This window comes from Azospirillum sp. NS33 (genome assembly GCF_059703765.1).
Genome location: NZ_BAAKJB010000001.1, coordinates 407481 through 427339, shown reverse-complemented (window position 1 = coordinate 427339; position 19859 = coordinate 407481). Strand labels below are relative to the sequence as shown.

The 19859-nt window shown below is 73.3% G+C and carries 21 protein-coding genes; 12 read left to right on the top strand and 9 right to left on the bottom strand.

Features of this window, described 5'->3' with window-relative positions; genetic code table 11:
- Positions 1 to 10 precede the first annotated feature (10 nt).
- The 5 genes from rpsO (at position 11) to AC6H2I_RS01980 (ending at position 5249) form a co-directional block, all read left to right on the top strand.
- Positions 11 to 280, top strand: coding sequence for a 30S ribosomal protein S15 (gene rpsO, locus AC6H2I_RS02000; protein ID WP_497498879.1), 270 nt, complete (start codon positions 11 to 13; stop codon positions 278 to 280).
- Positions 281 to 614: 334 nt separating this feature from the next.
- Positions 615 to 2744 (top strand): polyribonucleotide nucleotidyltransferase, encoded by a 2130-nt coding sequence (gene pnp, locus AC6H2I_RS01995; protein ID WP_497498878.1) that lies wholly within the window; start codon positions 615 to 617, stop codon positions 2742 to 2744.
- Positions 2745 to 3005: 261 nt separating this feature from the next.
- The gene (locus AC6H2I_RS01990; protein WP_497498877.1) at positions 3006 to 3644 is read left to right on the top strand and encodes a LolA family protein; all 639 of its coding nucleotides are present in this window, start codon (positions 3006 to 3008) and stop codon (positions 3642 to 3644) included.
- Between the two features lie 91 nt (positions 3645 to 3735).
- The gene (locus AC6H2I_RS01985; protein ID WP_497498876.1) at positions 3736 to 4347 is read left to right on the top strand and encodes an HdeD family acid-resistance protein; all 612 of its coding nucleotides are present in this window, start codon (positions 3736 to 3738) and stop codon (positions 4345 to 4347) included.
- A 140-nt stretch (positions 4348 to 4487) separates the two neighbouring features.
- A complete protein-coding gene (locus AC6H2I_RS01980; RefSeq protein WP_497498875.1) occupies positions 4488 to 5249 on the top strand; it encodes a gamma-glutamyl-gamma-aminobutyrate hydrolase family protein in 762 nt (253 codons plus the stop codon).
- 42 nt (positions 5250 to 5291) lie between these two features.
- Here the strand turns inward: AC6H2I_RS01980 and AC6H2I_RS01975 are convergent, their stop codons facing one another.
- Complete coding sequence (locus AC6H2I_RS01975; RefSeq protein ID WP_497498874.1) at positions 5292 to 5717, bottom strand: MarR family winged helix-turn-helix transcriptional regulator; 426 nt, start codon at positions 5715 to 5717, stop codon at positions 5292 to 5294.
- A 559-nt stretch (positions 5718 to 6276) separates the two neighbouring features.
- Here AC6H2I_RS01975 and xth point away from each other — a divergent pair.
- Positions 6277 to 7071 carry an exodeoxyribonuclease III gene (gene xth / locus AC6H2I_RS01970; protein ID WP_497498873.1) on the top strand — a complete coding sequence of 265 codons (795 nt, stop codon included), beginning with the start codon at positions 6277 to 6279 and terminating at the stop codon, positions 7069 to 7071.
- A 16-nt stretch (positions 7072 to 7087) separates the two neighbouring features.
- Positions 7088 to 7618 carry a hypothetical protein gene (locus tag AC6H2I_RS01965; protein ID WP_497498872.1) on the top strand — a complete coding sequence of 177 codons (531 nt, stop codon included), beginning with the start codon at positions 7088 to 7090 and terminating at the stop codon, positions 7616 to 7618.
- Here the strand turns inward: AC6H2I_RS01965 and AC6H2I_RS01960 are convergent.
- Both AC6H2I_RS01960 and AC6H2I_RS01955 read right to left on the bottom strand, forming a co-directional pair.
- Positions 7615 to 8112 (bottom strand): YcbK family protein, encoded by a 498-nt coding sequence (locus AC6H2I_RS01960; RefSeq protein ID WP_497498871.1) that lies wholly within the window; start codon positions 8110 to 8112, stop codon positions 7615 to 7617. The genes AC6H2I_RS01965 and AC6H2I_RS01960 overlap by 4 nt on opposite strands.
- 208 nt (positions 8113 to 8320) lie before the next feature.
- Complete coding sequence (locus tag AC6H2I_RS01955) at positions 8321 to 9193, bottom strand: MBL fold metallo-hydrolase (protein ID WP_497498870.1); 873 nt, start codon at positions 9191 to 9193, stop codon at positions 8321 to 8323.
- A gap of 183 nt (positions 9194 to 9376) precedes the next feature.
- On the opposite strand from AC6H2I_RS01955, the gene AC6H2I_RS01950 reads away from it, so the two are divergent.
- The gene (locus tag AC6H2I_RS01950) at positions 9377 to 10102 is read left to right on the top strand and encodes a hypothetical protein (protein ID WP_497498869.1); all 726 of its coding nucleotides are present in this window, start codon (positions 9377 to 9379) and stop codon (positions 10100 to 10102) included.
- Positions 10103 to 10132: 30 nt separating this feature from the next.
- On the opposite strand, the gene AC6H2I_RS01945 is transcribed toward AC6H2I_RS01950, so the two are convergent.
- The 5 genes from AC6H2I_RS01945 to AC6H2I_RS01925 all read right to left on the bottom strand — a co-directional run bounded on the left by AC6H2I_RS01945 (position 10133) and on the right by AC6H2I_RS01925 (position 14300).
- Positions 10133 to 10822: a response regulator transcription factor gene (locus tag AC6H2I_RS01945; protein WP_497498868.1), complete on the bottom strand. Its 690-nt coding sequence runs from the start codon at positions 10820 to 10822 to the stop codon at positions 10133 to 10135.
- Between the two features lie 90 nt (positions 10823 to 10912).
- Entirely contained in the window at positions 10913 to 11983 is a 1071-nt protein-coding gene (locus tag AC6H2I_RS01940) for a glycosyltransferase family 4 protein (RefSeq protein ID WP_497498867.1), read from the bottom strand.
- A complete protein-coding gene (locus AC6H2I_RS01935) occupies positions 11980 to 12384 on the bottom strand; it encodes a 6-pyruvoyl trahydropterin synthase family protein (RefSeq protein WP_497498866.1) in 405 nt (134 codons plus the stop codon). The genes AC6H2I_RS01940 and AC6H2I_RS01935 overlap by 4 nt, the downstream gene beginning before the upstream one ends.
- A 40-nt stretch (positions 12385 to 12424) precedes the next feature.
- Positions 12425 to 13411: a zinc-dependent alcohol dehydrogenase gene (locus AC6H2I_RS01930; RefSeq protein ID WP_497498865.1), complete on the bottom strand. Its 987-nt coding sequence runs from the start codon at positions 13409 to 13411 to the stop codon at positions 12425 to 12427.
- A gap of 7 nt (positions 13412 to 13418) precedes the next feature.
- The gene (locus AC6H2I_RS01925) at positions 13419 to 14300 is read right to left on the bottom strand and encodes a RibD family protein (RefSeq protein WP_497498864.1); all 882 of its coding nucleotides are present in this window, start codon (positions 14298 to 14300) and stop codon (positions 13419 to 13421) included.
- Positions 14301 to 14538: 238 nt separating this feature from the next.
- On the opposite strand from AC6H2I_RS01925, the gene ribA reads away from it, so the two are divergent.
- From ribA to AC6H2I_RS01910, 3 genes are all read left to right on the top strand, one after another.
- Positions 14539 to 15681, top strand: coding sequence for a GTP cyclohydrolase II (ribA, locus tag AC6H2I_RS01920; protein ID WP_497498863.1), 1143 nt, complete (start codon positions 14539 to 14541; stop codon positions 15679 to 15681).
- Between the two features lie 210 nt (positions 15682 to 15891).
- The gene (locus AC6H2I_RS01915; RefSeq protein ID WP_497498862.1) at positions 15892 to 16926 is read left to right on the top strand and encodes a hypothetical protein; all 1035 of its coding nucleotides are present in this window, start codon (positions 15892 to 15894) and stop codon (positions 16924 to 16926) included.
- Entirely contained in the window at positions 16926 to 17468 is a 543-nt protein-coding gene (locus AC6H2I_RS01910; protein WP_497498861.1) for a L,D-transpeptidase family protein, read from the top strand. Before AC6H2I_RS01915 ends, AC6H2I_RS01910 begins: the two co-directional genes overlap by 1 nt.
- A 1-nt stretch (position 17469) precedes the next feature.
- On the opposite strand, the gene AC6H2I_RS01905 is transcribed toward AC6H2I_RS01910, so the two are convergent.
- A complete protein-coding gene (locus AC6H2I_RS01905) occupies positions 17470 to 18171 on the bottom strand; it encodes a YggS family pyridoxal phosphate-dependent enzyme (RefSeq protein WP_497498860.1) in 702 nt (233 codons plus the stop codon).
- A 332-nt stretch (positions 18172 to 18503) separates the two neighbouring features.
- On the opposite strand from AC6H2I_RS01905, the gene AC6H2I_RS01900 reads away from it, so the two are divergent.
- Positions 18504 to 19571, top strand: coding sequence for a porin (locus tag AC6H2I_RS01900; RefSeq protein ID WP_497498859.1), 1068 nt, complete (start codon positions 18504 to 18506; stop codon positions 19569 to 19571).
- Positions 19572 to 19859: the final 288 nt, after the last annotated feature.

Below are 19859 nucleotides of genomic sequence, written 5' to 3'. Positions count from 1 at the left end.
GGAGACCTCGATGTCGATCACTGCCGAGCGCAAGCAGGAGCTGATCAAGGAGTACGCCCGGGCCGAGGCCGACACCGGCTCGCCCGAGGTGCAGGTGGCCATTCTGTCGGAGCGCATCCGCAACCTGACGGAGCACCTTCAGACCCACAAGAAGGATTTCCACTCCCGTCGTGGCCTTCTCGTGATGGTCGGCCAGCGTCGCCGTCTTCTCGACTATCTCAAGAAGAACGACCATGGCCGCTACGCCACCCTGATCGAGCGTCTGGGGCTGCGCCGCTGACGTCGTCATCGTCGCGCAAGGTTTGGTTGCCGTGAACCCGTTCCGTCCTGCCGCCGTCCCCCAGCACCCATGGGTGCCACGGGGAACGGCGCGCATGACGGGGCGGGTTTTTCGTTTGATCGGCACGCTCCCGTTCCGGGGCCGGTGCGCGGACTCCGCGGCCGGCCCTTGATGTTTCAGGGGTGCCCGGCCGCCATGGCCGCGCACCCGCGTTTCATGGGGACGCGGCCTCCGCCGCGCCCCGGAGGTTTCACGGGGGCCAGGCCGGAGTGCCGCCCCCGACCCGTTCCGCCAATCCGGGTGGGGCGGGTGTCGGATGGAAGGAAGCAGCCGAATGTTCAACGTTTTCCGCAAAGAAATCGATTGGGGCGGGCGCAAGCTGACGCTGGAGACCGGCAAGATCGCGCGCCAGGCCGATGGCGCCGTTCTCGCCACCTATGGCGAGACGACGGTGCTGTGCACCGTGGTCGCGGCCAAGCAGCCGAAGCCCGGCATCGATTTCTTCCCGCTGACGGTCAACTACCAGGAGAAGACCTTCGCCGCGGGCAAGATCCCCGGTGGCTTCTTCAAGCGGGAGGGACGCCCGACGGAGAAGGAGACGCTGGTCAGCCGCCTCATCGACCGGCCGATCCGCCCGCTGTTCGCCAAGGGGTTCCGCAACGAGACCCAGGTGATCTGCACGGTTCTGAGCCACGACCTTGAGACCGACGCCGACGTCGTCGCCATGGTCGGCACCTCGGCGGCGCTGACGATCTCCGGCGTGCCGTTCCTCGGCCCGATCGGCGCCGCGCGCGTCGGCTACGTCGACGGCCAGTACGTGCTGAATCCGACCATGGACATCATCGACGGCTCGGCTCTGGACCTGATGGTCGCCGGCACCCGCGAGGGCGTGCTGATGGTCGAATCGGAGGCCAAGGAGCTGTCCGAGGAGATCATGCTCGGCGCCGTCATGTTCGGGCACAAGAACTTCCAGCCGGTCATCGACCTCATCATCGACCTGGCCGAGCAGTGCGCCAAGGAGCCGTGGGACGTCCCGCCGCCGGCCTATGACGCCGCCGCCGTGCAGGGCCGTCTGCGCGCCGTGATCGGCGCCGACGTGGAGGCCGCCTACACCGAGACGGTGAAGCAGACCCGCCACGAAAAGCTGTCCGCGGCCAAGCAGAAGGCCATGGAGACGCTGCTGGCCGAGGAGCTCGACGCCGGCGCGATCGCCGCCCAGTTCAAGGCGCTGGAGAGCGACATCCTGCGCGGCGCCGTTCTGAAGACCGGCAAGCGCATCGACGGCCGCGACACCAAGACGGTGCGTCCCATCGTGTCGGAGGTCGGCGTGCTGCCGCGCGCCCACGGCTCGGCCCTGTTCACCCGCGGCGAGACCCAGGCGCTGGTGGTGACCACGCTGGGCACCAGCCAGGACGAGCAGATCATCGACGCGCTCGAGGGCGAGTACCGGGAGCACTTCATGCTCCACTACAACTTTCCTCCCTATTCGGTGGGCGAGGCCGGCCGCATGGGCTCGCCGGGCCGCCGCGAGATCGGTCACGGCAAGCTGGCGTGGCGCGCCATCCACCCGCTGCTGCCGACGAAGGAGGAGTTCCCCTACACCCTGCGCGTGGTGTCGGAGGTGACGGAGTCCAACGGCTCGTCGTCGATGGCGACGGTGTGCGGCTCGTCGCTGTCCATGATGGACGCCGGCGTGCCGCTGCCGCGTCCGGTGGCCGGCATCGCCATGGGCCTGATCAAGGAGGGCGGCGACTTCGCCGTGCTCTCCGACATCCTGGGCGACGAGGACCATCTCGGCGACATGGACTTCAAGGTGGCGGGCACCGAGGCCGGCGTGACCGCGCTGCAGATGGACATCAAGATCACCTCGATCACCGAGGAGATCATGAAGATCGCGCTTGGCCAGGCCCATGACGGGCGCCTGCACATCCTGGGCGAGATGGCCAAGGCCATCGGCGGTGCCCGCGACGCCGTCAACGAGAACGCGCCGCGCATCACCGTCATCAACATCCCCAAGGAGAAGATCCGCGACGTCATCGGCTCCGGCGGCAAGGTGATCCGCGAGATCGTCGAGCAGACCGGCGCCAAGATCGACATCGAGGACGACGGCACGGTGAAGGTGGCCGCGGTCGACACCAAGGCCGCCCAGGCCGCGATCGACTGGATCAAGGGCATCGTCGCCGAGCCGGAGATGAACGTGGTCTACACCGGCAAGGTCGTGAAGGTGGTCGATTTCGGCGCCTTCGTGAACTTCCTCGGCTCGCGCGACGGCCTGGTGCACATCTCCGAACTCGCCCAGCAGCGGGTCGGCAAGGTGGCGGACGTGGTCAAGCAGGGTGACGAGGTGAAGGTCAAGGTCATCGGCTTCGACGACCGCGGCAAGGTCAAGCTGTCGATGAAGCAGGTCGACCAGGCCACCGGCGAGGACCTGACCAAGAAGAGCGACGGCGACGCGGCCCAGTAGGCCCGTCCGCTTCCGCTTCTTCCGCGTCCTTCCCCTCCCCTCCCCGGGCCCGGTGCGGATGGGGGGAGGGGGAGCCGCGCGCCGCGCCGCCCGCGGCCGGCCGGCCGCGGGCGGAGCGCTCGGGACGGACGACGGGGCGGGCCGGTCCCGCCTCCTCCCGGTGCACGGAATCGGTGCCCCCGAGAGTGGCCTTGGAACCACGCCGCCGGCTTCCCATTTCCGCTGCACGCCATCGACCGTTCCAGCCACCTGGCAGACGCCGTGTTCCGCATCCTCCTCGCCGCCGCCGTCCTCCTCCCGCTGCTCGCGGGCCCTCCGCCACCCGCGACGGCCGCGCCTCAGCCGCCGGCGCTCGGCGCCGAGGACCGCGCCGCGCTCGACCGCATCGAACGCTACCTCAACGAGGTCGGCACGCTGCAGTCCCGGTTCGTCCAGGTGAACCCGGACGGGCGGCAGGTCACCGGCACCTTCTACCTCTCGCGTCCCGGCCGCATGCGGCTGGAGTACGACCCGCCGGTCAAGGACTTCATCGTCGCCGACGGGCTGATGCTGTTCTATTGGGACAGCGAGATGAAGCAGCAGTCCAACACGCCGATCGGCTCGACCCTGGCCGACTTCATCCTGCGCAAGGACATCCGGCTGTCGGACGACGTCACCGTCGTCGACGTCCTGCGGGCGCCGGGCGTGCTGGAGGTGTCGCTGGTGGAAAGCCAGGACCCCGGCAAGGGCGTGCTGACCCTCGTGTTCGAGGACCAGCCGCTGTCGCTGCGCCAGTGGAGGGTGCTGGACGCCCAGGGCCTGGTCACCCAGGTCGGTCTGCTCAACCCGCGTTTCGGGGTGCCCCTCGATCGCGACCTCTTCTACTTCCGCAAGCCCGAAGGCGACGGTTTCGCCAATTGAATAGCCCTACCGCGACCATGACCATTCGCGTTCCGCCCTGTTGACGCTCGTGGGGGTCCGCCCCCGCAGCCAGAGACGAGGGAGAACCGCTATGATCAGCCGAGTCGTGGACGATCCCGTCCGGGTTCAGGGGATGAACGACGGACTGGCCCGCAACTGGTGGGCCATGGCGTTGCGGGGGGGTGTGGCCGTTGCCCTCGGCCTCATCGCCGCCGTGATGCCCGGCGCCACCGTCGCCACCCTGGCCATGCTGCTGGCCGCGTGGCTGGCGGTCGACGGCGTCTTCGCCCTGGTGGCCGGGCTGCGCGCCGCGCGCCGCGACCACCGCTGGCACCTTCTGGTCCTGGAAGGGACGGTCAGCCTCGCCGCCGCGGTCGTGGCGGTGCTGTGGCCGATGGCGGGCGTCTTCGCCCTGGTCTGGCTGGTCGCGGTGTGGGCCACCATCACCGGCCTGGCCGAGCTGCTGAGCGCCTTCCAGATGCGCGACAGCCATGGCCGATGGATCTGGGGCGCCGCCGGAGCGGTGTCGATCCTCTTCGGCACCGCCTTCTGGGTCGTGCCGACGCTGGGGCTGCTGGCGATCGTCTGGGGCATCGCCGCCTACGCCATCGTCTTCGGGACGCTCACCCTGATGACCGCCCTGCGGCTGCGCCAGCGCCACGTGGAGGGGCCCGGCGGGGCGGCGCCGGCCTCCGCCCGGTGACGGCGCGCCGGCCGCCGCAACGGCGGGTATGGCCGGCTCGGCCGCATGCCGCGGTCGCATGGGTGTGCCGTCGCCGGCCCTCTTCCGCGACGGCGGCGCGTGCGGCATAGTGCGTCGCAACGACGCACCGCGAGGGATTGATGCCGCGCTCCGCACCGAAACCGCTGATCGGCGTTCCCGCGTGCGCCCGCATGATGGGCCCTCACCCCTTCCACGTCGCCGGCGACAAATACGTCCGCGCCGTCTCGGACGGCGCCGGCGGACTTCCCCTGCTGATCCCGGCGCTGGGCCCGGCCCTCGACCTGGAGGATCTCGTCGCCCGTCTCGACGGGCTGCTCGTCACCGGCAGCAAGTCGAACGTGGAGCCCCGCCACTACGGCGGCGCGCCCAGCGCCGCGGGCACCCTGCACGACGCGGAGCGCGACGCCACCACCCTGCCGCTGATCCGCGCCGCGGTCGCCGCGGGAGTGCCCGTCCTGGGGATCTGCCGCGGCCTGCAGGAGGTGAACGTCGCCTTCGGCGGGACGCTGCACCAGCGGGTCCACGAGGTCGCCGGTCTGAACGACCACCGCGAGCCGGACTCCGACCTGGCGGAGGTGCAGTACGGCCCGTCGCACCCGGTCCGCCTCACCCCCGGCGGCCTGCTCTCGGCCCTCGCCGGCGCCGGGCAGGTCATGGTGAACTCGTTGCACGGCCAGGGGATCGACCGGATCGCGCCGGGCTTCACGGTCGAGGCGACGGCCCCGGACGGCCTCGTCGAGGCCATGCGGCTGCCGGCCGCGCCCGCCTTCGCGGTCGCGGTGCAGTGGCACCCGGAGTGGCGCTTTCAGGACGACGCGCTGTCGTCGGCGCTGTTCGCGGCGTTCGGCACCGCCGCGCGCGAGCGCGCGGCCCGGCGGTGATCGCCGGCCCGTTGCGGTCCGCCGCCGCGGCGCCCCCCACCGTCAGGTGGAACGGGCGACCCGCTGCAGGAAGTCGATGAACCGGGCCTTCTCGTCGTCGGAGAGGTCCTTGACCATCGCGTCGTCATGGGCCTGGACCCGCGGAATCAACTCGTCGAGCAGACGGTCGCCCTCGTCGGACAGGCGCAACGCGTAGGAGCGCCGGTCGTTGGGCGACGGCGCCCGGATCACCAGGCCGCGCGATTCCAGCCGGTCGATCACGGCGACCATGGTGGAACGGTCGATGCCCACCGCAGCGCCGAGATCGGACTGACTGAGCCCCTCGTTCTCCTTGATCATGATCAGCACGCCGAACTGGCCGGGCGTGATGTCGTGCGGCGACACGGCGTTCTGGAAGCTCTGGAACAGCGCCACCTGTGCCTTGCGAAGATTGTAGCCGACAAGGCCCGGCAGCGGGCCCAAGCCCATCTTGCCGTTCTTGCCGGTTCGCCCGCGAGACCGCCGGTCGGCGGGCGAGGAACGGTCGGAGTCGTTCACCGGTAAACCATCAAAGTTTCATGGACATGGGACATTCCCCGGCTAAAATGCTGCGCCGCCGCGGATTTGTCAGCTAGAACAGCACAGGCAAGGCGATTCGCATAACACATATTCCTTCGTTGCATTGGTCCGCCGGCAAAAAGCTGACCACCTGATTCGAACGAAGTGACCGTCGCCCCTTGTGACGACGATCGCCCGCCGCGACGGTTTCCCCTGCCATCGCGCGGGCTCCACCTGGGAGCTTCCGGCGCCCGGTCTCCCCCAGACCGGGCGCTTTTGTTCCGAGCGTGCGCGGACCGGCGCCCCGCGCATCGCCGCGCCGCTCTTGGCAAGCGCCGCGCACCCCGGTAGGTCTTGGGCTCGGACATCGCAACCGGAGTGCCCCCCATGGCCGAGTTGGCCGCCGTCGTTCCCCCGCCGCGCCCCCGGCCCGCCGGACCATCCGATCCGCGAGGAGGCGCCCGGCGCCTCGCCGGGCGGTAACCCGGCGATGCGGATCGTCACCTGGAACATCAACTCCGTCCGGCTGCGGCTGGAGTTGCTCCTGAAGCTGATCGACGACCACGCCCCCGACGTCGTCTGCCTTCAGGAAACCAAGGTCGTGGACCGGGACTTCCCCCTCAAGGCCCTGGCGGACCGCGGGTTCGTCCATGCCCACGTGCACGGGATGAAGGGCTACAACGGCGTGGCCATCCTATCCCGGGTGCCGCTGGAGGCCTGCGCCGTCCAGCACTGGTGCGGCAAGGAGGATTGCCGCCACGTGCTGGCCACCCTGCCCGGCGGGATCGAGCTGCACAGCGTCTACATCCCCTCCGGCGGCGATGTTCCGGACCCGGTCCAGAACCCGAAATTCGCCCACAAGCTGCGTTTCGTCGACGAAATGACCGAATGGCTGGCCAGCCACCGCGCCGGCGACCGGGCCATGGTGCTGGTGGGCGACCTGAACATCGCGCCCCTGGTCAACGACGTGTGGAGCCACAAGGAGTTGCTCGACGTCGTCTCGCACACCCCGGTCGAGGTGGAGAAGCTGACGGCGATGCAGGACTCCGTCGGCTGGATCGACGCCGTCCGCCATTTCGTTCCCGACACGGAAAAGCTGTACACGTGGTGGAGCTACCGCGCGAAGGACTGGGCGGCCTCCGATCGGGGCCGGCGGCTCGACCACGTGTGGGTGACGCCGGCGTTGCGCGGCGCGCTGACCGGGCACGCGGTGCTGCGCGCGGCCCGCGGCTGGGAACCCAAGCCGTCGGACCATGTCCCGGTCCTGGTGGACCTGGCGACCTGACCGGGCGTCGGTCCCCGTGCGTGCGCTGCGCTATCCCGCCGCCAGCCTTGCCGGCGACTACGCCCGGGCCGCCGCCGGGGTGCTCATGACGGGGCTTCCCCTGGCGCTGGGCGCCCCCGCCCCGTGGCTGGCCGTTCCGCTCGCGCTGTGCCTGGCCCTGTTCGCGGTGTTCGGCATCCGCACGGCACACCGCCAGCTCACCCGGATCGTCGCCGACGAGGCCGGGGTGCGCGCCGAGGGCCCGCTCGGTGCGGCGCTGCCGTGGGGCGCGCTGACCGGGCTGCGCCTGCGCTTCTACGCCAGCCGCCGCGACCGCACCCAGGGATGGATGCAGATGACGCTGGTCGGGGCGGGGAGGCGGCGGCTGCGGATCGAATCGACCCTGGACGGCTTCGACGGGCTGGTTCGGCGCGCCGCGGCGGCGGCGCGGACCAATGGGGTCGCGCTGGATTCCGCGACCGTCGACAACCTGCTGGCCCTGGGGATCGATCCCGAGCGTGCGGGCGCCGGTGGCGGTGGCGGTGGCGGTTCCGGATCGGCCGGCTAGCGCACGCGCCAGGTGCGCGGCGGCCCGGTGTCGATGTGGACGTGGTCGCTGCCGGGGTAATAGGCGTAGCCGCCACGGGCCAAAGCCGCCGCGGCCGCGGCGACCTCGGGGCCGGCGACGCCGGGGATGCGGATGTCGGCGGCGCGGGCCCGGATGTGGTAGCTGTTCTCCGCCACCCGGGCGTTGCCCCGGGCCAGGGACGCGTTGGTGACCGGCGAGCGGTAGCCGGACGTCAGGTGGATCGGCGCGCCGGCCGGCAGGCCCAGCCGCTCGCGCACCGCGACGAGAAGGTCGATGAGCGCGGGATCCACCGGCAGGAAATCCCCGGCCCGCCGGTCGCGGAACAGCAGCCCGATGTCGAACAGCGCCTTGGAGTCGTACGCGCCGCGCCGCCAATAGGTGACCGCGACCGTTTCGCCGCTGGGCGGGTGGACCAGGACGATCGACCGGTCGCCGTCCCGCCCGGCACCCGGATCGGTTGCGCATCCGGCCATCGCAGCCGCCGCGAGCGCGGCGCACAGCAGGGCCCGTCGAGAAAGCGGCATGCCCACCCCCGGTCTGTCACCCGGTCGTTGAGGACATCCCTATCATAAGGGGTACAGGGCGTTGCAGCGTGTTCTTGCGGTTCCGCCGCAGGCAGACCCCATTCGGTCACAGCGCTGTCACGTCTGTGCCACAGGGCGGCACCGCGCGCCGCGCCGGTCACACCGCCAGCTCCATGCCCTCCGCGGCGACCAGCGTGCCCGGCCGGCGGGCGCCGGCCGCCGCCGCGATGGCGTCCAGGGCGGCGTCGTCGCGCCCCGGATCGTGATGGAACAGAACCGCGCGGCCGACCCCGGCCGCGTCGGCCAGGCGCAGGCACTCCTGCCAGGTGGAGTGGCCCCAGCCCACATGCCGCGGGTACTCCTCGTCGGTGTAGGTGCTGTCGTACACCAGCAGATCGGCCCCGCGCACGAGGTCGAGAACGGCGGGATCCCGCCCCTCGGCGGGGTGCTCGGTGTCGGTGACGAAGCACAGGCTGCGCCCGGCGTGCTCGACCCGGTAGCCCACGGCGCCGTTCGGGTGGTTGAGCGGCGCGGTGCGGATGCGCACGTCCGGCGCCGGCACCAGGGCGCCGCCGCAGGTGAATTCGTGAAAACTGCACCGGGCACGGAAGGTCTCCACCGGCACGGGATAGAAGGGGGCGGACATGATGCGGCACGCCACCGACCGGGTGGTCTGCCCGGGCGGCAGATGGCCGCTCCACACCCGCAGCCGGCTCGACGGATCGAAGGCGGGCGCGAAGAATGGCAGGCCGCAGACGTGGTCGAAATGGCTGTGGGTGAGGAACAGGTCGAGGTCGACGGGGCCACCGCGGGCCAGCGCCACCCCGAGGGCGCGCAGGCCGGTGCCCGCATCGAACACCAGGCGGGTGCCGCCGCAACGGACCTCCAGGCACGAGGTGTTGCCGCCGTAGCGCACGGTGTCCGGCCCCGGCGCGGCGATGCTGCCGCGCACCCCCCAGAAGCGGACGGTGAAGGAGCGACTCGGGCCGCCGGGCGGGGGCGCGGGGTGCGGAACGGCGGCATCCGTCATGGTCCGCGCATCGTGCCGGGTGGGCGGCGGCGGAGTCGAGCGAAAAGGTGGCGCTCCCCGGCGATCCGCTCCCGATCCGCTCCGGCACCCGACAAGCGGGGATGGCGCGGCCCGGAACATGTGGTAGGGTCGCGCCGCGTTCTTTCACCACCGCGGACTGCGAGCGCCGGACTCGGACGACGGATGGACCCTAACAAGCTCGCCAAAGTTCTCGCGATGGCCGAATCGGAGCATCAGGGCGAGGCGTTGTCCGCGCTGCGCGCCGCCCGGATCATGCTCGCCCGCGCCGGCCTGACGTTCCGCGATCTCGCCACGGCCGCCCGCTCGCCCGGGGAGTCGGCGCCCGAGCCGCCGCCGACCGCCGCCCAACCGCCGGTGAAGCCACCCCCGCCCGACCATATCGTGCTCGGCCTGCGGCGCCAGGTCGCCGACCTGGAGCGCGAGGTCGGCGATCTGAAGCGCCAGGTCGACAAGGCGGTGGGGGAGGCCGAGCGGCAGCGCGACGAGACCGAGCGCTGGAAGGCCCTGGCCCGCGAGACCGCGGAAAAGCTCTGGGACGTCGGCAAGGCGCTGGAGCGCCGCACCATCCGGCACACCCCGTTGGAAAAACGCCGCGCCATCCTCGACCATCTCCAGGACCCGGGCAGCGCCACCCTGTCGGACCAGGAGATCGCCCGCCGGGTCGGCACCTCGCACCAGGTGGTCGCCCACTGGCGCCGCCGCCTCGCCATCGTCGGCCGCAAGGTGCGGCTGCTGCCGGTGGCGCCGCGGGGCCGCGGTCTGTGGCGGCCGCAGGGACCGCGCGCCGGGGGCGGGGGCGGGCCCGACGGGTCGCGGCGGCGGTGGTCCGGCTGGAGCCCGCCCCTGGGCGGCGCCATCACCATCGCCAGCCGCTGGAGCCGGCCCTGACGGGGTCAGCCTGACCACCGCCGCCGGTCGTCAGGGGACCAGACGGTACCCACCGGGCTCGGTGACCAGGATCTCCGCATTCGAAGGGTCCCGCTCGATCTTCTGGCGCAGCCGGTAGACGTGCGTCTCCAGGGTGTGGGTGGTCACGCCGGCGTTGTACCCCCAGACCTCCCCCAGCAGGACCTCGCGGCCGATCACCTTGCCGCCGGCCCGGTAGAGGAACTTGAGGATCGACGTCTCCTTCTCGGTGAGGCGGATCTTGCGGTTGACCCCCTCGTCCAGAAGCAGCTTGGCGGCCGGCCGGAAGGAGTAGGGGCCGATCGCGAAGACGGCGTCCTCGCTCTGTTCGAACTGGCGGAGCTGGGCGCGCAGACGGGCCAGCAGGACGCCGAGCCGGAACGGCTTCACGATGTAGTCGTTGGCACCGGAATCGAGGCCGAGGATGGTGTCGGCGTCGGTGCCGGCGGCGGTCAGCATGATGATCGGGCACCGCACGCCCTCGCGCCGCATCAGGCGGCACAGGTCGCGCCCGTCCATGTCCGGCAGGCCGACATCGAGCAGCACGGCGGAGAAGCCGCCTTCGCGCGCCACGCCCAGCCCGGCCGCGGCCGTGGCCGCCTCGGCCGTCTCGAACTCCTCGTGAAGCTGGAGCTGTTCGGCCAGGGACTGGCGCAGGGGCTCGTCGTCGTCGACCAGCAGAATGCGTTTCGCCGGAACCATGCGCTGCGCGTCACCGTCGTGGAAGGGCGCCCGAAGGCTAGCATGGCGCGCGTCCTTTGTCGCTCGTCACGGTTCACCGGCGGGCCGGCCTCACGGTGGCGGTCCGGCGTCGCCGGCGATGCGGAGCTCCGCCGCGATCCCCGCCACGGCGCTGTCCCAGGACGGCAGGCCGGCGCCGGTGGCGCGCGCCGCGGCGGCGCGGCGGCGGCGCAGGGCGGGGTCCTCCAGGAGCGGACGCACGGCGGCGGCGAGGGCGGCGGCGAGGGTGGCGGGGTCGGCCGGCGGCACCGTGTCGACGCCGCCGCAGGCCGCCCAGTCGGGCGCGGCCCCGACCGCGGTGGACACCACCGGCACGCCCCGTGCCAGGGCCTCCGCCGCCGCCATGCCGTAGCCCTCGTGAGCCGACGCCTGGACATAGAGGTCGGCGCACGCGAAGTGGGCGTCCAGCGCGCCATCGCTGAGCGGCCCGGTCAGCGTCACCCGGCCGGCCAGCCCGGCGCGCGCCACCGCGTCACGCACCGCGGCGGCGTGCGGGGGGTCGCGCGTGTCGTCGCCCACCACCGTCAAGCGCCAGGGAAGGGCGGCCAGCGCGGCCAGGGCGACGATCAGGGTATGGTGGCCCTTGCGCGGCGTCACCATGCCCACCGTCAGCAGCGACGGCACCGGTCCGCCGGAGCCGGTGGCGGCGGGGCGCCGGTCGGTCCCGGGGGGCACCACCGCGACCGGCGGCGCGGCGGGCGGCACGACGCCCATCGCGGCGAGCTCGCCGGCGGTGCAGCGGCTGGGCACGAGGATCCGGCGCACGCCGCGCAGCGCCGCCGCCTCGAGCCGGCGCAGCGCGGCGGCGGCCGCGGCGTCCCCGCCGCTGTCGCGCCACAGCGGGTGGTGCACCAGGGCCACCAGGCACAGGCGCCGCTGTTCGCCGGCGATCGCCGGGGCGAGGCGGGGCAGCGCCAGCCCGTCGATCAGCACGCTCGCGCCGTCGGGCAGCCGGCCCAGCAGGGCGGCCGGGTGCGGCGCGCCGGCCGCGTCGGTGGCGTGCACGGTGACGCGCCATCCCGACGCGCGCAGCCCCTCGGCGACGCGCCGGTCGTAGCGGTAGCCGCCGGTGACCCGGTCCAACGCGTCCGGCGCCACCAGGTGCAGCGCCCGGAGGGTCACCCCGGCAGCGGCCCCTCGAAGGCGGCCCACGCCACCGGGGATTCGTGCAGGGTGACCTTCAGGGACTCCACGGCGCGACCGCCGGCGCCGAGCGCGCCGCCCTCCAGCGCCGCGGCGACCCGCCGGAAGATCTCGCCGCACAGGAACTCGGTGGTGGTGTTGCGTCCGCGCAGGTCCTCGACCTCGTCCAGGTTGCGGTAGTCCAGCGGCGCCAGCGCCTCGCGCAGCATCCCGCGTGCCGCCCCGATGTCCACCAGCAGGCCATCCCCGTCCAGGGCGCGGCGGCGGAACTCCAGGTCGACGACGAAGGTGGCGCCATGCACCCGCTGGGCCGGCCCGAACACGGCGCCGGTGAAGCTGTGGGCGATCATGATGTGGTCGCGCACCGTCAGACTGAACATGGCCGTGATCTCCCCGGTGGTGGTGGATGAGGATGGACCGTCAAGGGTAGCGGACGGTGTGGCACAGGGCGCCGTCGCCGCCCGACGCGAGGCGCGCCATCGCCGCCGGCAGCTCGACGAAGGGCGAGTCGCCGGTCAGCAGCGCATCGGGGGCGTCGTCGGTCAGCAGCGACAGGGCGAACGCCAGCCGCTCGCGGTGGCTGCGCCGGGACCGCATCGCCGGGGCGACCGCGCCGACCTGGCTCGACAGCAGGCGCAGCCGGCGCGGGTGGAAGACGCCGCCCAGCGGCACGCACACCGGCCCCTCGCCGTGCCAGCTCGCCTCGACCACCGTCGCCTCGTCGCCGGCCAGCCGCAGCGCCGTGCCCAGGCCCGCCGCGCTGCCGCTGGCGTGCACCACGAGGTCGCGGCCGTCGCGCGCCGCCTCGGGAACGGCGAAGGCGACCCCCAGGCGGGCCGCGACGGCGGCGCGGGCCGGCAGCAGGTCCACCAGTTCGACCTCCGCCCCGGGCAGGCGCCCGAGCAGCCACGCCACCAGGCAGCCGACCACCCCGCCGCCGACCACGCTGGCCCGCACGCCGACCGGCGGCAGGGCATCCCACAGCACGTTGACCGCGGTTTCCAGGTTGGCGGCCAGCGTGGCGCGCCGCGCCGGCACCCCCGCCGGCACCGGCAGCACGGCCTCGGCCGGCACGCAGAAGCGGTCCTGGTGGGGGTGCAGGCAGAACACCAGCCGGCCGGCCAGGGCGGGCGGCCCCTCCTCGACCACGCCGACCAGGCTGTAGCCATACTTCACCGGCGCCGGAAACGTCCCTTCCTGAAAGGGGCAGCGCATCAGGGCGTGCAGCTCCCGCGGCACCCGGCCCTGGAACACCAGGCTCTCGCTGCCGCGGCTGACCGCGCTGGCGACCGCGCGCACCCGCACCGGCCCGGCACCCCATGCCGCCGGGCCGAGCCGGCCCCGCCCCGGCGCGGCGACCCAAAAGGCGACGGGCGTGCCCCCGGCGGTGTCAGCGCGGTCGGTCATCGGTCCCTCATCCGCGCAGCTGGAAATCGAACAGGACGTCGTCCCCCAAGGCGAAACGGCGCGCGGCGGGCCGCAGCGCCGCGGCCATGGCGCCGACCGGGGGAAGGGCCACGCCGCGCCGGCCGGCGCCCAGGAACAGCGGCGCCACGGTCACCTGCAGGCGGTCGAGGACGCCGGCCTGGAGAAAGCGGGTGACGGTGATGCCGCCGCCCTCGACGACGACCACACGGTGGCCGCGCGCCGCCAGCGCCGCCAGCACCGCCGCCGGGGCGATCCGGCCCTCCCCGTCGGCGGCAAGCCCGATCACCGCGGCGGCGCCGTGGCACGGTCCGCCACGGCGGGCGGCATCGGCGCGGCACACCAGGAGGGTGGGGGCGGCGCCGTCGGCGAACAGGCCCAGCGACTCGGGCAGGCGGCGGCCGGGGTCGACGACGACGCGCACGGGGTTGCGGCCGGCGCAGTGGCGCACCGTGAGCTGCGGGTCGTCGGCGGCCGCCGTTCCCGCCCCCACCAGGACGGCGTCGGCGAGGGCCCGCAGGCGGTGGTTGTGCGCCACGTCCTCGGGTCCGGTGACCCAGCGCGAGGCGCCGGCGGCGGTGGCCACGCAGCCGTCCAGACTCTGCCCGAGATGGGCCAGGGCGTAGGACCGCCCGGTGGCGGCGGCGGCGGCGGCGGCCACCAGGGGCATGTAGAGGTCGCACAGCGCGGCCGCCTCCACCGGCAGCTCCACCGCCGCCGACCAGCCGCCGCCGCCGTCCACCCGAAGCAGGCCGTCGGCCGCGGCGCCGGGACCGCCGGGACCGTTTATCGTTGCACCCCGTGCAACGGTGTGGAGCGACAGGATGGCTTGCCACACCCGCTCCGGCGTGGGACGGTCGATGCATGTCATGGCGCACCGTCATGTGGGCACGCCGCGCCGCCACCGGAATCGGCCGAACGGGTGAGGGCCCATGGCCGAGCGGGCGAGGCCGCAGAGGTGGGGATGACAGCGCCCGCGCCCCGCCCCATGTCAGGGCGGCGCCGCGCGGCGCGGCGCGGCGCCGATCCTGTGGTTTTGCTTTTCTCCCTTGCGGCGGCTACCGTGCCGCCGCCTTCGGCAGCGGCGCCCCCACTTCGGTTACCGGACGATGTACGCAGACCTTCAGCCCGATCCCCCCCATCCCGTCGACGAAGCGGCGATGCGCACCGTCGACCGCGTTCTCGCCGCGCTGCGGCGGGGCGAGCCGGTGGCGGTGGAGGCGGATGACGGCTCGTGCGCGCTCGTGCAGGCGGTCGAGATGCTGGAGGCGGACTCCCTGGAGCGCCTGCGGCGGCTGGCCGGCGGCGAACCGGTGCTGGCGGTGACCCGCCGTCGTGCCGCCATGCTGGGCCTGCGGGTGCCCGACGACGGCGCGGTGGGCCTGACGCTGACGGCCGGGCTGCACGCCGACGAGGCCCTGCGCCTGGCGGATCCGGAGCAGCAGCCGACGGCGGCGATGCCCGCCGGGGTCCAGGCGGCGCCGGCGCCACCGGGGTCGGCGGTGGCCACGGCGGTGGACCTCGCCAAGGTGGCGCGGCTGCTGCCGGCGGCGGTGGTGGTGCCGGTGCGCGGGCTGCGCGGCACCGCCGCCGGCTGGGCCGGCCGCCACGACGTGCTGGCGGCGCGGGCGCGCGACGTCGCCGACCACCGCGTGCACGTCGTGCGCACCCTGCGCCGGGTGGCCGAGGCGCGGGTCCCCCTGGAGGGCGCCGAGGACGCCCGGGTGATCGCCTTCCGGCCGGCCGACGGCGGTCCGGAGTTCCTGGCCATCGTCATCGGCGACCCGTCGCCGGACCGGCCGGTCCTGACCCGGCTGCACTCCGAGTGCTTCACCGGCGACCTCCTGGGGTCGCTGCGCTGCGACTGCGGCGAGCAGCTCCGCGGCGCCATCGTCGAGATCGCCCGGACCGGCGGCGGTGTGCTGCTCTACCTCGCCCAGGAGGGCCGCGGCATCGGCCTCGTCAACAAGCTCAGGGCCTACCGCATCCAGGACCGCGGGTTCGACACCGTGGACGCCAACGAGATGCTGGGCTTCGAGGCGGACGAGCGGGTCTACCTGCCGGCGGCGGAGATGCTGCGCCATCTCGGCTTCTCCTCGGTCCGCCTGATGACCAACAACCCGGACAAGCTGCACCAGCTCGCCCGCTGCGGCATCGAGGTGGTGGAACGGGTGCCCCACGTCTTCCCCTCCAACAGCCACAACGAAGACTATCTGCGCACCAAGGCGGAGCGCACCGGCCACATGTTCTGAGCGAGGGCGGCGGGGGGAGGCACGATTGGCCCCCCGGCACTTGTTGCCGGGCCACGGCGGCGGCGCCGGGCGGCCCGGCCGATCCGGGTGATCCGGCGGATCCGGCGGATCCGGCGGATCCGGCGGATCCCCGGTCTGGCACGGGAGTTGCGTGATGCCGGCCATCGAACCCCGACCGCGCGACCCGGGACGCACGCCAGGATCTCAGGAATGTCCACCATGGCCGTCGACACCGCCACCGCCGCCGCCGCGCCCCGCGTGGCACCGCCGCCGCCGCGGCCGCTCCCGGCACCCAACGGCAACTGGGAAGGGCCGGAGCCGGTGGCCGAGGCCGACATGTCCTTCTGGGACTTCCTGGACGTCATCAACCCGCTTCAGCACATCCCGGTGGTGGGCACCGTCTACCGCGCCGTCACCGGCGACACCATCGGCGCGCCGGCGCGGGTGATGGGCGGCATCCTGTTCGGCGGCGTCATCGGCGGCGTGGCCGCGGTGGCCAGCGCCGTGGTGGAGGAGAGCACCGGCAAGGACGTGGGCGACCACGTTCTCACCGCCCTCGGCCTGGACGACGACACCCCGCCCGGGACGCTGGTCGCGGCCGCTCCGGGCCAGGGCGGCCCCGCCGTCCCGGGCGCCACCACCGGCGCCGCCACCGGCGCCGCGGCGCAAGGGGAGGCCAACGCCCTGGCCGCGGCGGGCGGCGTGAAAGGCGGTGGCGGGGCGGCTGACTCCGCGGCGGCGCGCGGCGGCGGGACAGGCCCCGACGCGGCGGCACGCCTGGCCGGCGAGGCGGCGGCCATGGCCGGGGCCGGGCGCCTCGGCGATCCGTTCGCCACGGCGCCGGGCGTACACCGCCCGAGTCGCATGCCGGCGCGCGACACCATCGTCGCCAACACGGCACAGGCGCGGCATGCCGTCGCCCTGGCGGCCGCCCGCCAGAAGGCCCTGGCCGATGCCGCGGCGGCGGCCGGGACCGGCGTGGGTGCGACGGGGACACCCCCGCAGCCCGGCACCATGGCCGCCGCGCAGCCCCCCGCGGCCGGCAACGGCCCGCCGGCCGTGCCCGCGGGCCCCGGCCCGGCCACGCCGGCGATGGCGGCGCCCGGCCTGCCGGAGGCGGGTTTCCCCCAGCCGGTGTCCAGGGAGGCGCTGTCGGAGGTGATGCTGCGCAACCTCGCCAAGTATGAGCAGGCACGCAAGGCGGCGGCGCAGCGCCCGCCGGCGTCCGTCGAGGTGTCGGGCTGATGGCCGAGCCGGGCCGCGTCGCCGGCGACCATGACGGGGACGACGACATCGTGGTGACCGCCGATGGCCGGCTCGTCTGGCCCGGCGGATCGGCGTCATGCACCCTCGGGCGCGCCGGCGTCCGCCTCGACAAGCGCGAGGGCGACGGCGCCACCCCGGCCGGGCGCTTCCCCCTGCGCCGGGTCCTGTGGCGCGCCGACCGTCTGGCGCGCCCCGAGACGGCGCTGGCGACCGCCCCCATCGGCCGCCACGACGGGTGGTGCGACGATCCCGGCGACCCCGCCTACAACCGGCCCGTCGCCCTGCCCCACCCGGGACGGACCGAGGCGCTGTGGCGGGACGACCACGTCTATGACCTCGTGGTGGTCCTCGGCCACAACGACTCGCCGGTGGTGCCCGGCCTCGGCAGCGCCGTCTTCCTCCACCTCCGGCACCCCGACGGCACGCCCACCGCGGGCTGCGTCGCCCTGGCCCTGGACGACCTGCTGGCCCTGCTGCGGGATTGCCGCCCGGGGGCGGCGCTGCGAATCGAGGCGCCCTAGATCACGGGCCGGCCGGTGCGGTGGCGGGCCGGTGGCCGAAGATGGCGGTGCCGACCCGCACGCAGGTCGCACCGAAACGGATGGCCACGGGGTAGTCGCCGCTCATCCCCATGCTGACCTCGGGCAGGCCGTGCCGCCGGGCCAGCTCGGCCAGCAGCGCGAAATGAAGGGCCGGCTCCTCGTCCTGGGGCGGGATCGCCATGACGCCGGTCACCGGCAGCCCCCAGGTGTCGCGGCACGCCGCCAGAAAGGCGGGGAAGTCGCCGGGGGCAATGCCCGCCTTCTGGGCCTCCTCGCCGGTGTTCACCTCGATCAGGCAGCGCGGCCGGCGGCCGGTGCGCGCCATCTCCGCGGCCAGCGCCTCGGCCAGGCGCGGCCGGTCCACGGTCTGGATCGCATCGAACAGGGCCACCGCGTCCTTGACCTTGTTGGTCTGCAGCGGACCCAGCAGATGGAGTTCGACGTCGGGGTGCCGCTCGCGCAGGGGCGCGAACTTGGCCTTGGCCTCCTGGACGCGGTTCTCGCCGAAGACCCGCTGGCCGGCGGCGATCGCCACCTCCACCCGGTCGGCCGGATGGGTCTTCGACACGGCGACCAGCGTCACCGCGCCGGGGGTCCGCCCCGCCTCGGCCTGCGCCTGCGCGATGGTGGCGCGCACCGCCGCGAGGTGGGCGGCGACGGCGCCGTCGGTGGTGTCGGTCATGGCTGTTCCTGTTGGTGTCGAGCCGCCCGCGGTGGCCGGTGCCGGTGCCCGCGCGCAAGGCACAGTATGGCGACGCCGGCCCCGTCCGACCAGCGCCCGCCGGGGCGTCGGACCAGACGCCGCATGGTCTTGACGCACCTGCGAAGGGGCTTGTTGCGATCGTGCCACACGGTGCCCCTTTTGTGGCCACCCGGCAACTTTGTCCTTTAAGAGTTTCGCCACGGCGGCGTATTTAACGGACCGGGTTCTCCGGACCCCCGGTGGCGCTGCCGCGTACGACGGGATCGGACGGGTCTATTCGGCCATCAGGCCTTTAATGGAGGTTGACGGAAATGAACAAGATTCTACTCGGTAGCACGGCCCTGCTCGGCGCCCTCGTCCTCGCCCAGCCGGTTTCGGCGGCGGAGATGACCGTTAAGCTCGGCGGTTACATCAACTTCACCGGTGGCTTCTTCGATCACGACTACCAGACCGACGGCAACGACTTCGATTTCGACAACGAGGTCGAGGTTCACGTCCGCGCCGACGGCAAGGCCGACAACGGCCTGCTGTACGGTGTCAAGATCGAGCTGGAGACCGGTGGCGCCGTCCAGAGCGGTAGCTCGGGCCGCGATTTCCGCACCGACGAAGCCAACATCTACGTTGCCGGCACCTGGGGCCGCATCGAGCTGGGTGACGACGACGGTGCGTCCGACCAGCTGGCCGTTGCCGCTCCGGTGGCCGGCGCCGGCTTCTCGGACCAGGGCGACCGCTACGGCGATCCGGCCTCCCTGGGCGACTGGCTGAAGGTGGTGGACAGCAGCGACTCCACCAAGATCACCTACTTCACCCCGTCGTTCTCGGGCTTCAAGGCCGGCATCTCCTACGCTCCGGAAGCCAACGAGGGTGACGCCGTCGTGCTCGACGAGCCGACCTCGGGCTACTCGGACTGGGTCGAAGGCGGCGTCCAGTACAAGGGTGAGTTCAGCGGCGTCGGCGTCGCTCTGAGCGGCACCGTGTCGTCCGCCCAGGGCAACGGCACCCGTGACGACTTCACCAACTGGCAGCTCGGTGCGAACCTGAGCTACGCCGGCTTCACGCTGGGCGGCGGCTACATCGACTATGACGACGTGACCGTCAGCTTCGCCGGCAACACCAACGGCCACCTCGGCTCGGGCATGGCGGACAGCGGCTGGAACATCGGCGCCTCCTACGCCAACGGCCCGGTCTCGGCCAGCATCGCCTACGCGGCGGTCGAGTTCGACGGCTTCGACTACACCAGCATCGCGGTGGACGTCGGCTACACCGTCGCCCCCGGCATGGTGGTCGGCGCGTCCTACCGCCCGTACAACATCGAGATCGATGGCGGCTCGGACATCGACGGCCACACGATCCTGGTCGGCACCAAGCTGTCGTTCTAATCGGTCCGTCTAAGGCACCGGGCCACCCTTCGGGGTGGCCCGGCAAGAGACCCCGCCGCTCGTCGGCGGGGTTTTTTTGTGCCCGCAGGCCCGGGGATCCCCGCCGGTGCCTGGGCACCGCTCCCCGCCGCCGCCGGGGGCACCGGGGACGGGCACGAGTCGCACCACGACGCCCCGGGTGGACGCACCGCTCTCCCCGCGCGCGGCGATCGGCCGGTGCGCACGGGATTCGGCCCGGAACGATCCGTTTTTTAGTCAGTCCCCTGGACAAATCCTGTGCACGCTGCG

Coding starts and splice junctions, on each gene's coding strand:
- AC6H2I_RS01930 (WP_497498865.1), bottom strand. CDS start 13,411: ATGACCGACCGCGCTGACACCGCCGGGGGCACGCCCGTCGCCTTTTGG.
- AC6H2I_RS01950 (WP_497498869.1), top strand. CDS start 9,377: ATGGACCCTAACAAGCTCGCCAAAGTTCTCGCGATGGCCGAATCGGAG.
- AC6H2I_RS01960 (WP_497498871.1), bottom strand. CDS start 8,112: ATGGCCGGATGCGCAACCGATCCGGGTGCCGGGCGGGACGGCGACCGG.
- AC6H2I_RS01945 (WP_497498868.1), bottom strand. CDS start 10,822: ATGGTTCCGGCGAAACGCATTCTGCTGGTCGACGACGACGAGCCCCTG.
- AC6H2I_RS01985 (WP_497498876.1), top strand. CDS start 3,736: ATGATCAGCCGAGTCGTGGACGATCCCGTCCGGGTTCAGGGGATGAAC.
- AC6H2I_RS01975 (WP_497498874.1), bottom strand. CDS start 5,717: ATGGGCTTGGGCCCGCTGCCGGGCCTTGTCGGCTACAATCTTCGCAAG.
- AC6H2I_RS01980 (WP_497498875.1), top strand. CDS start 4,488: ATGCCGCGCTCCGCACCGAAACCGCTGATCGGCGTTCCCGCGTGCGCC.
- pnp (WP_497498878.1), top strand. CDS start 615: ATGTTCAACGTTTTCCGCAAAGAAATCGATTGGGGCGGGCGCAAGCTG.
- AC6H2I_RS01955 (WP_497498870.1), bottom strand. CDS start 9,193: ATGACGGATGCCGCCGTTCCGCACCCCGCGCCCCCGCCCGGCGGCCCG.
- AC6H2I_RS01905 (WP_497498860.1), bottom strand. CDS start 18,171: ATGACCGACACCACCGACGGCGCCGTCGCCGCCCACCTCGCGGCGGTG.
- AC6H2I_RS01925 (WP_497498864.1), bottom strand. CDS start 14,300: ATGACATGCATCGACCGTCCCACGCCGGAGCGGGTGTGGCAAGCCATC.
- ribA (WP_497498863.1), top strand. CDS start 14,539: ATGTACGCAGACCTTCAGCCCGATCCCCCCCATCCCGTCGACGAAGCG.
- AC6H2I_RS01900 (WP_497498859.1), top strand. CDS start 18,504: ATGAACAAGATTCTACTCGGTAGCACGGCCCTGCTCGGCGCCCTCGTC.
- AC6H2I_RS01935 (WP_497498866.1), bottom strand. CDS start 12,384: ATGTTCAGTCTGACGGTGCGCGACCACATCATGATCGCCCACAGCTTC.
- AC6H2I_RS01910 (WP_497498861.1), top strand. CDS start 16,926: ATGGCCGAGCCGGGCCGCGTCGCCGGCGACCATGACGGGGACGACGAC.
- rpsO (WP_497498879.1), top strand. CDS start 11: ATGTCGATCACTGCCGAGCGCAAGCAGGAGCTGATCAAGGAGTACGCC.
- xth (WP_497498873.1), top strand. CDS start 6,277: ATGCGGATCGTCACCTGGAACATCAACTCCGTCCGGCTGCGGCTGGAG.
- AC6H2I_RS01915 (WP_497498862.1), top strand. CDS start 15,892: ATGTCCACCATGGCCGTCGACACCGCCACCGCCGCCGCCGCGCCCCGC.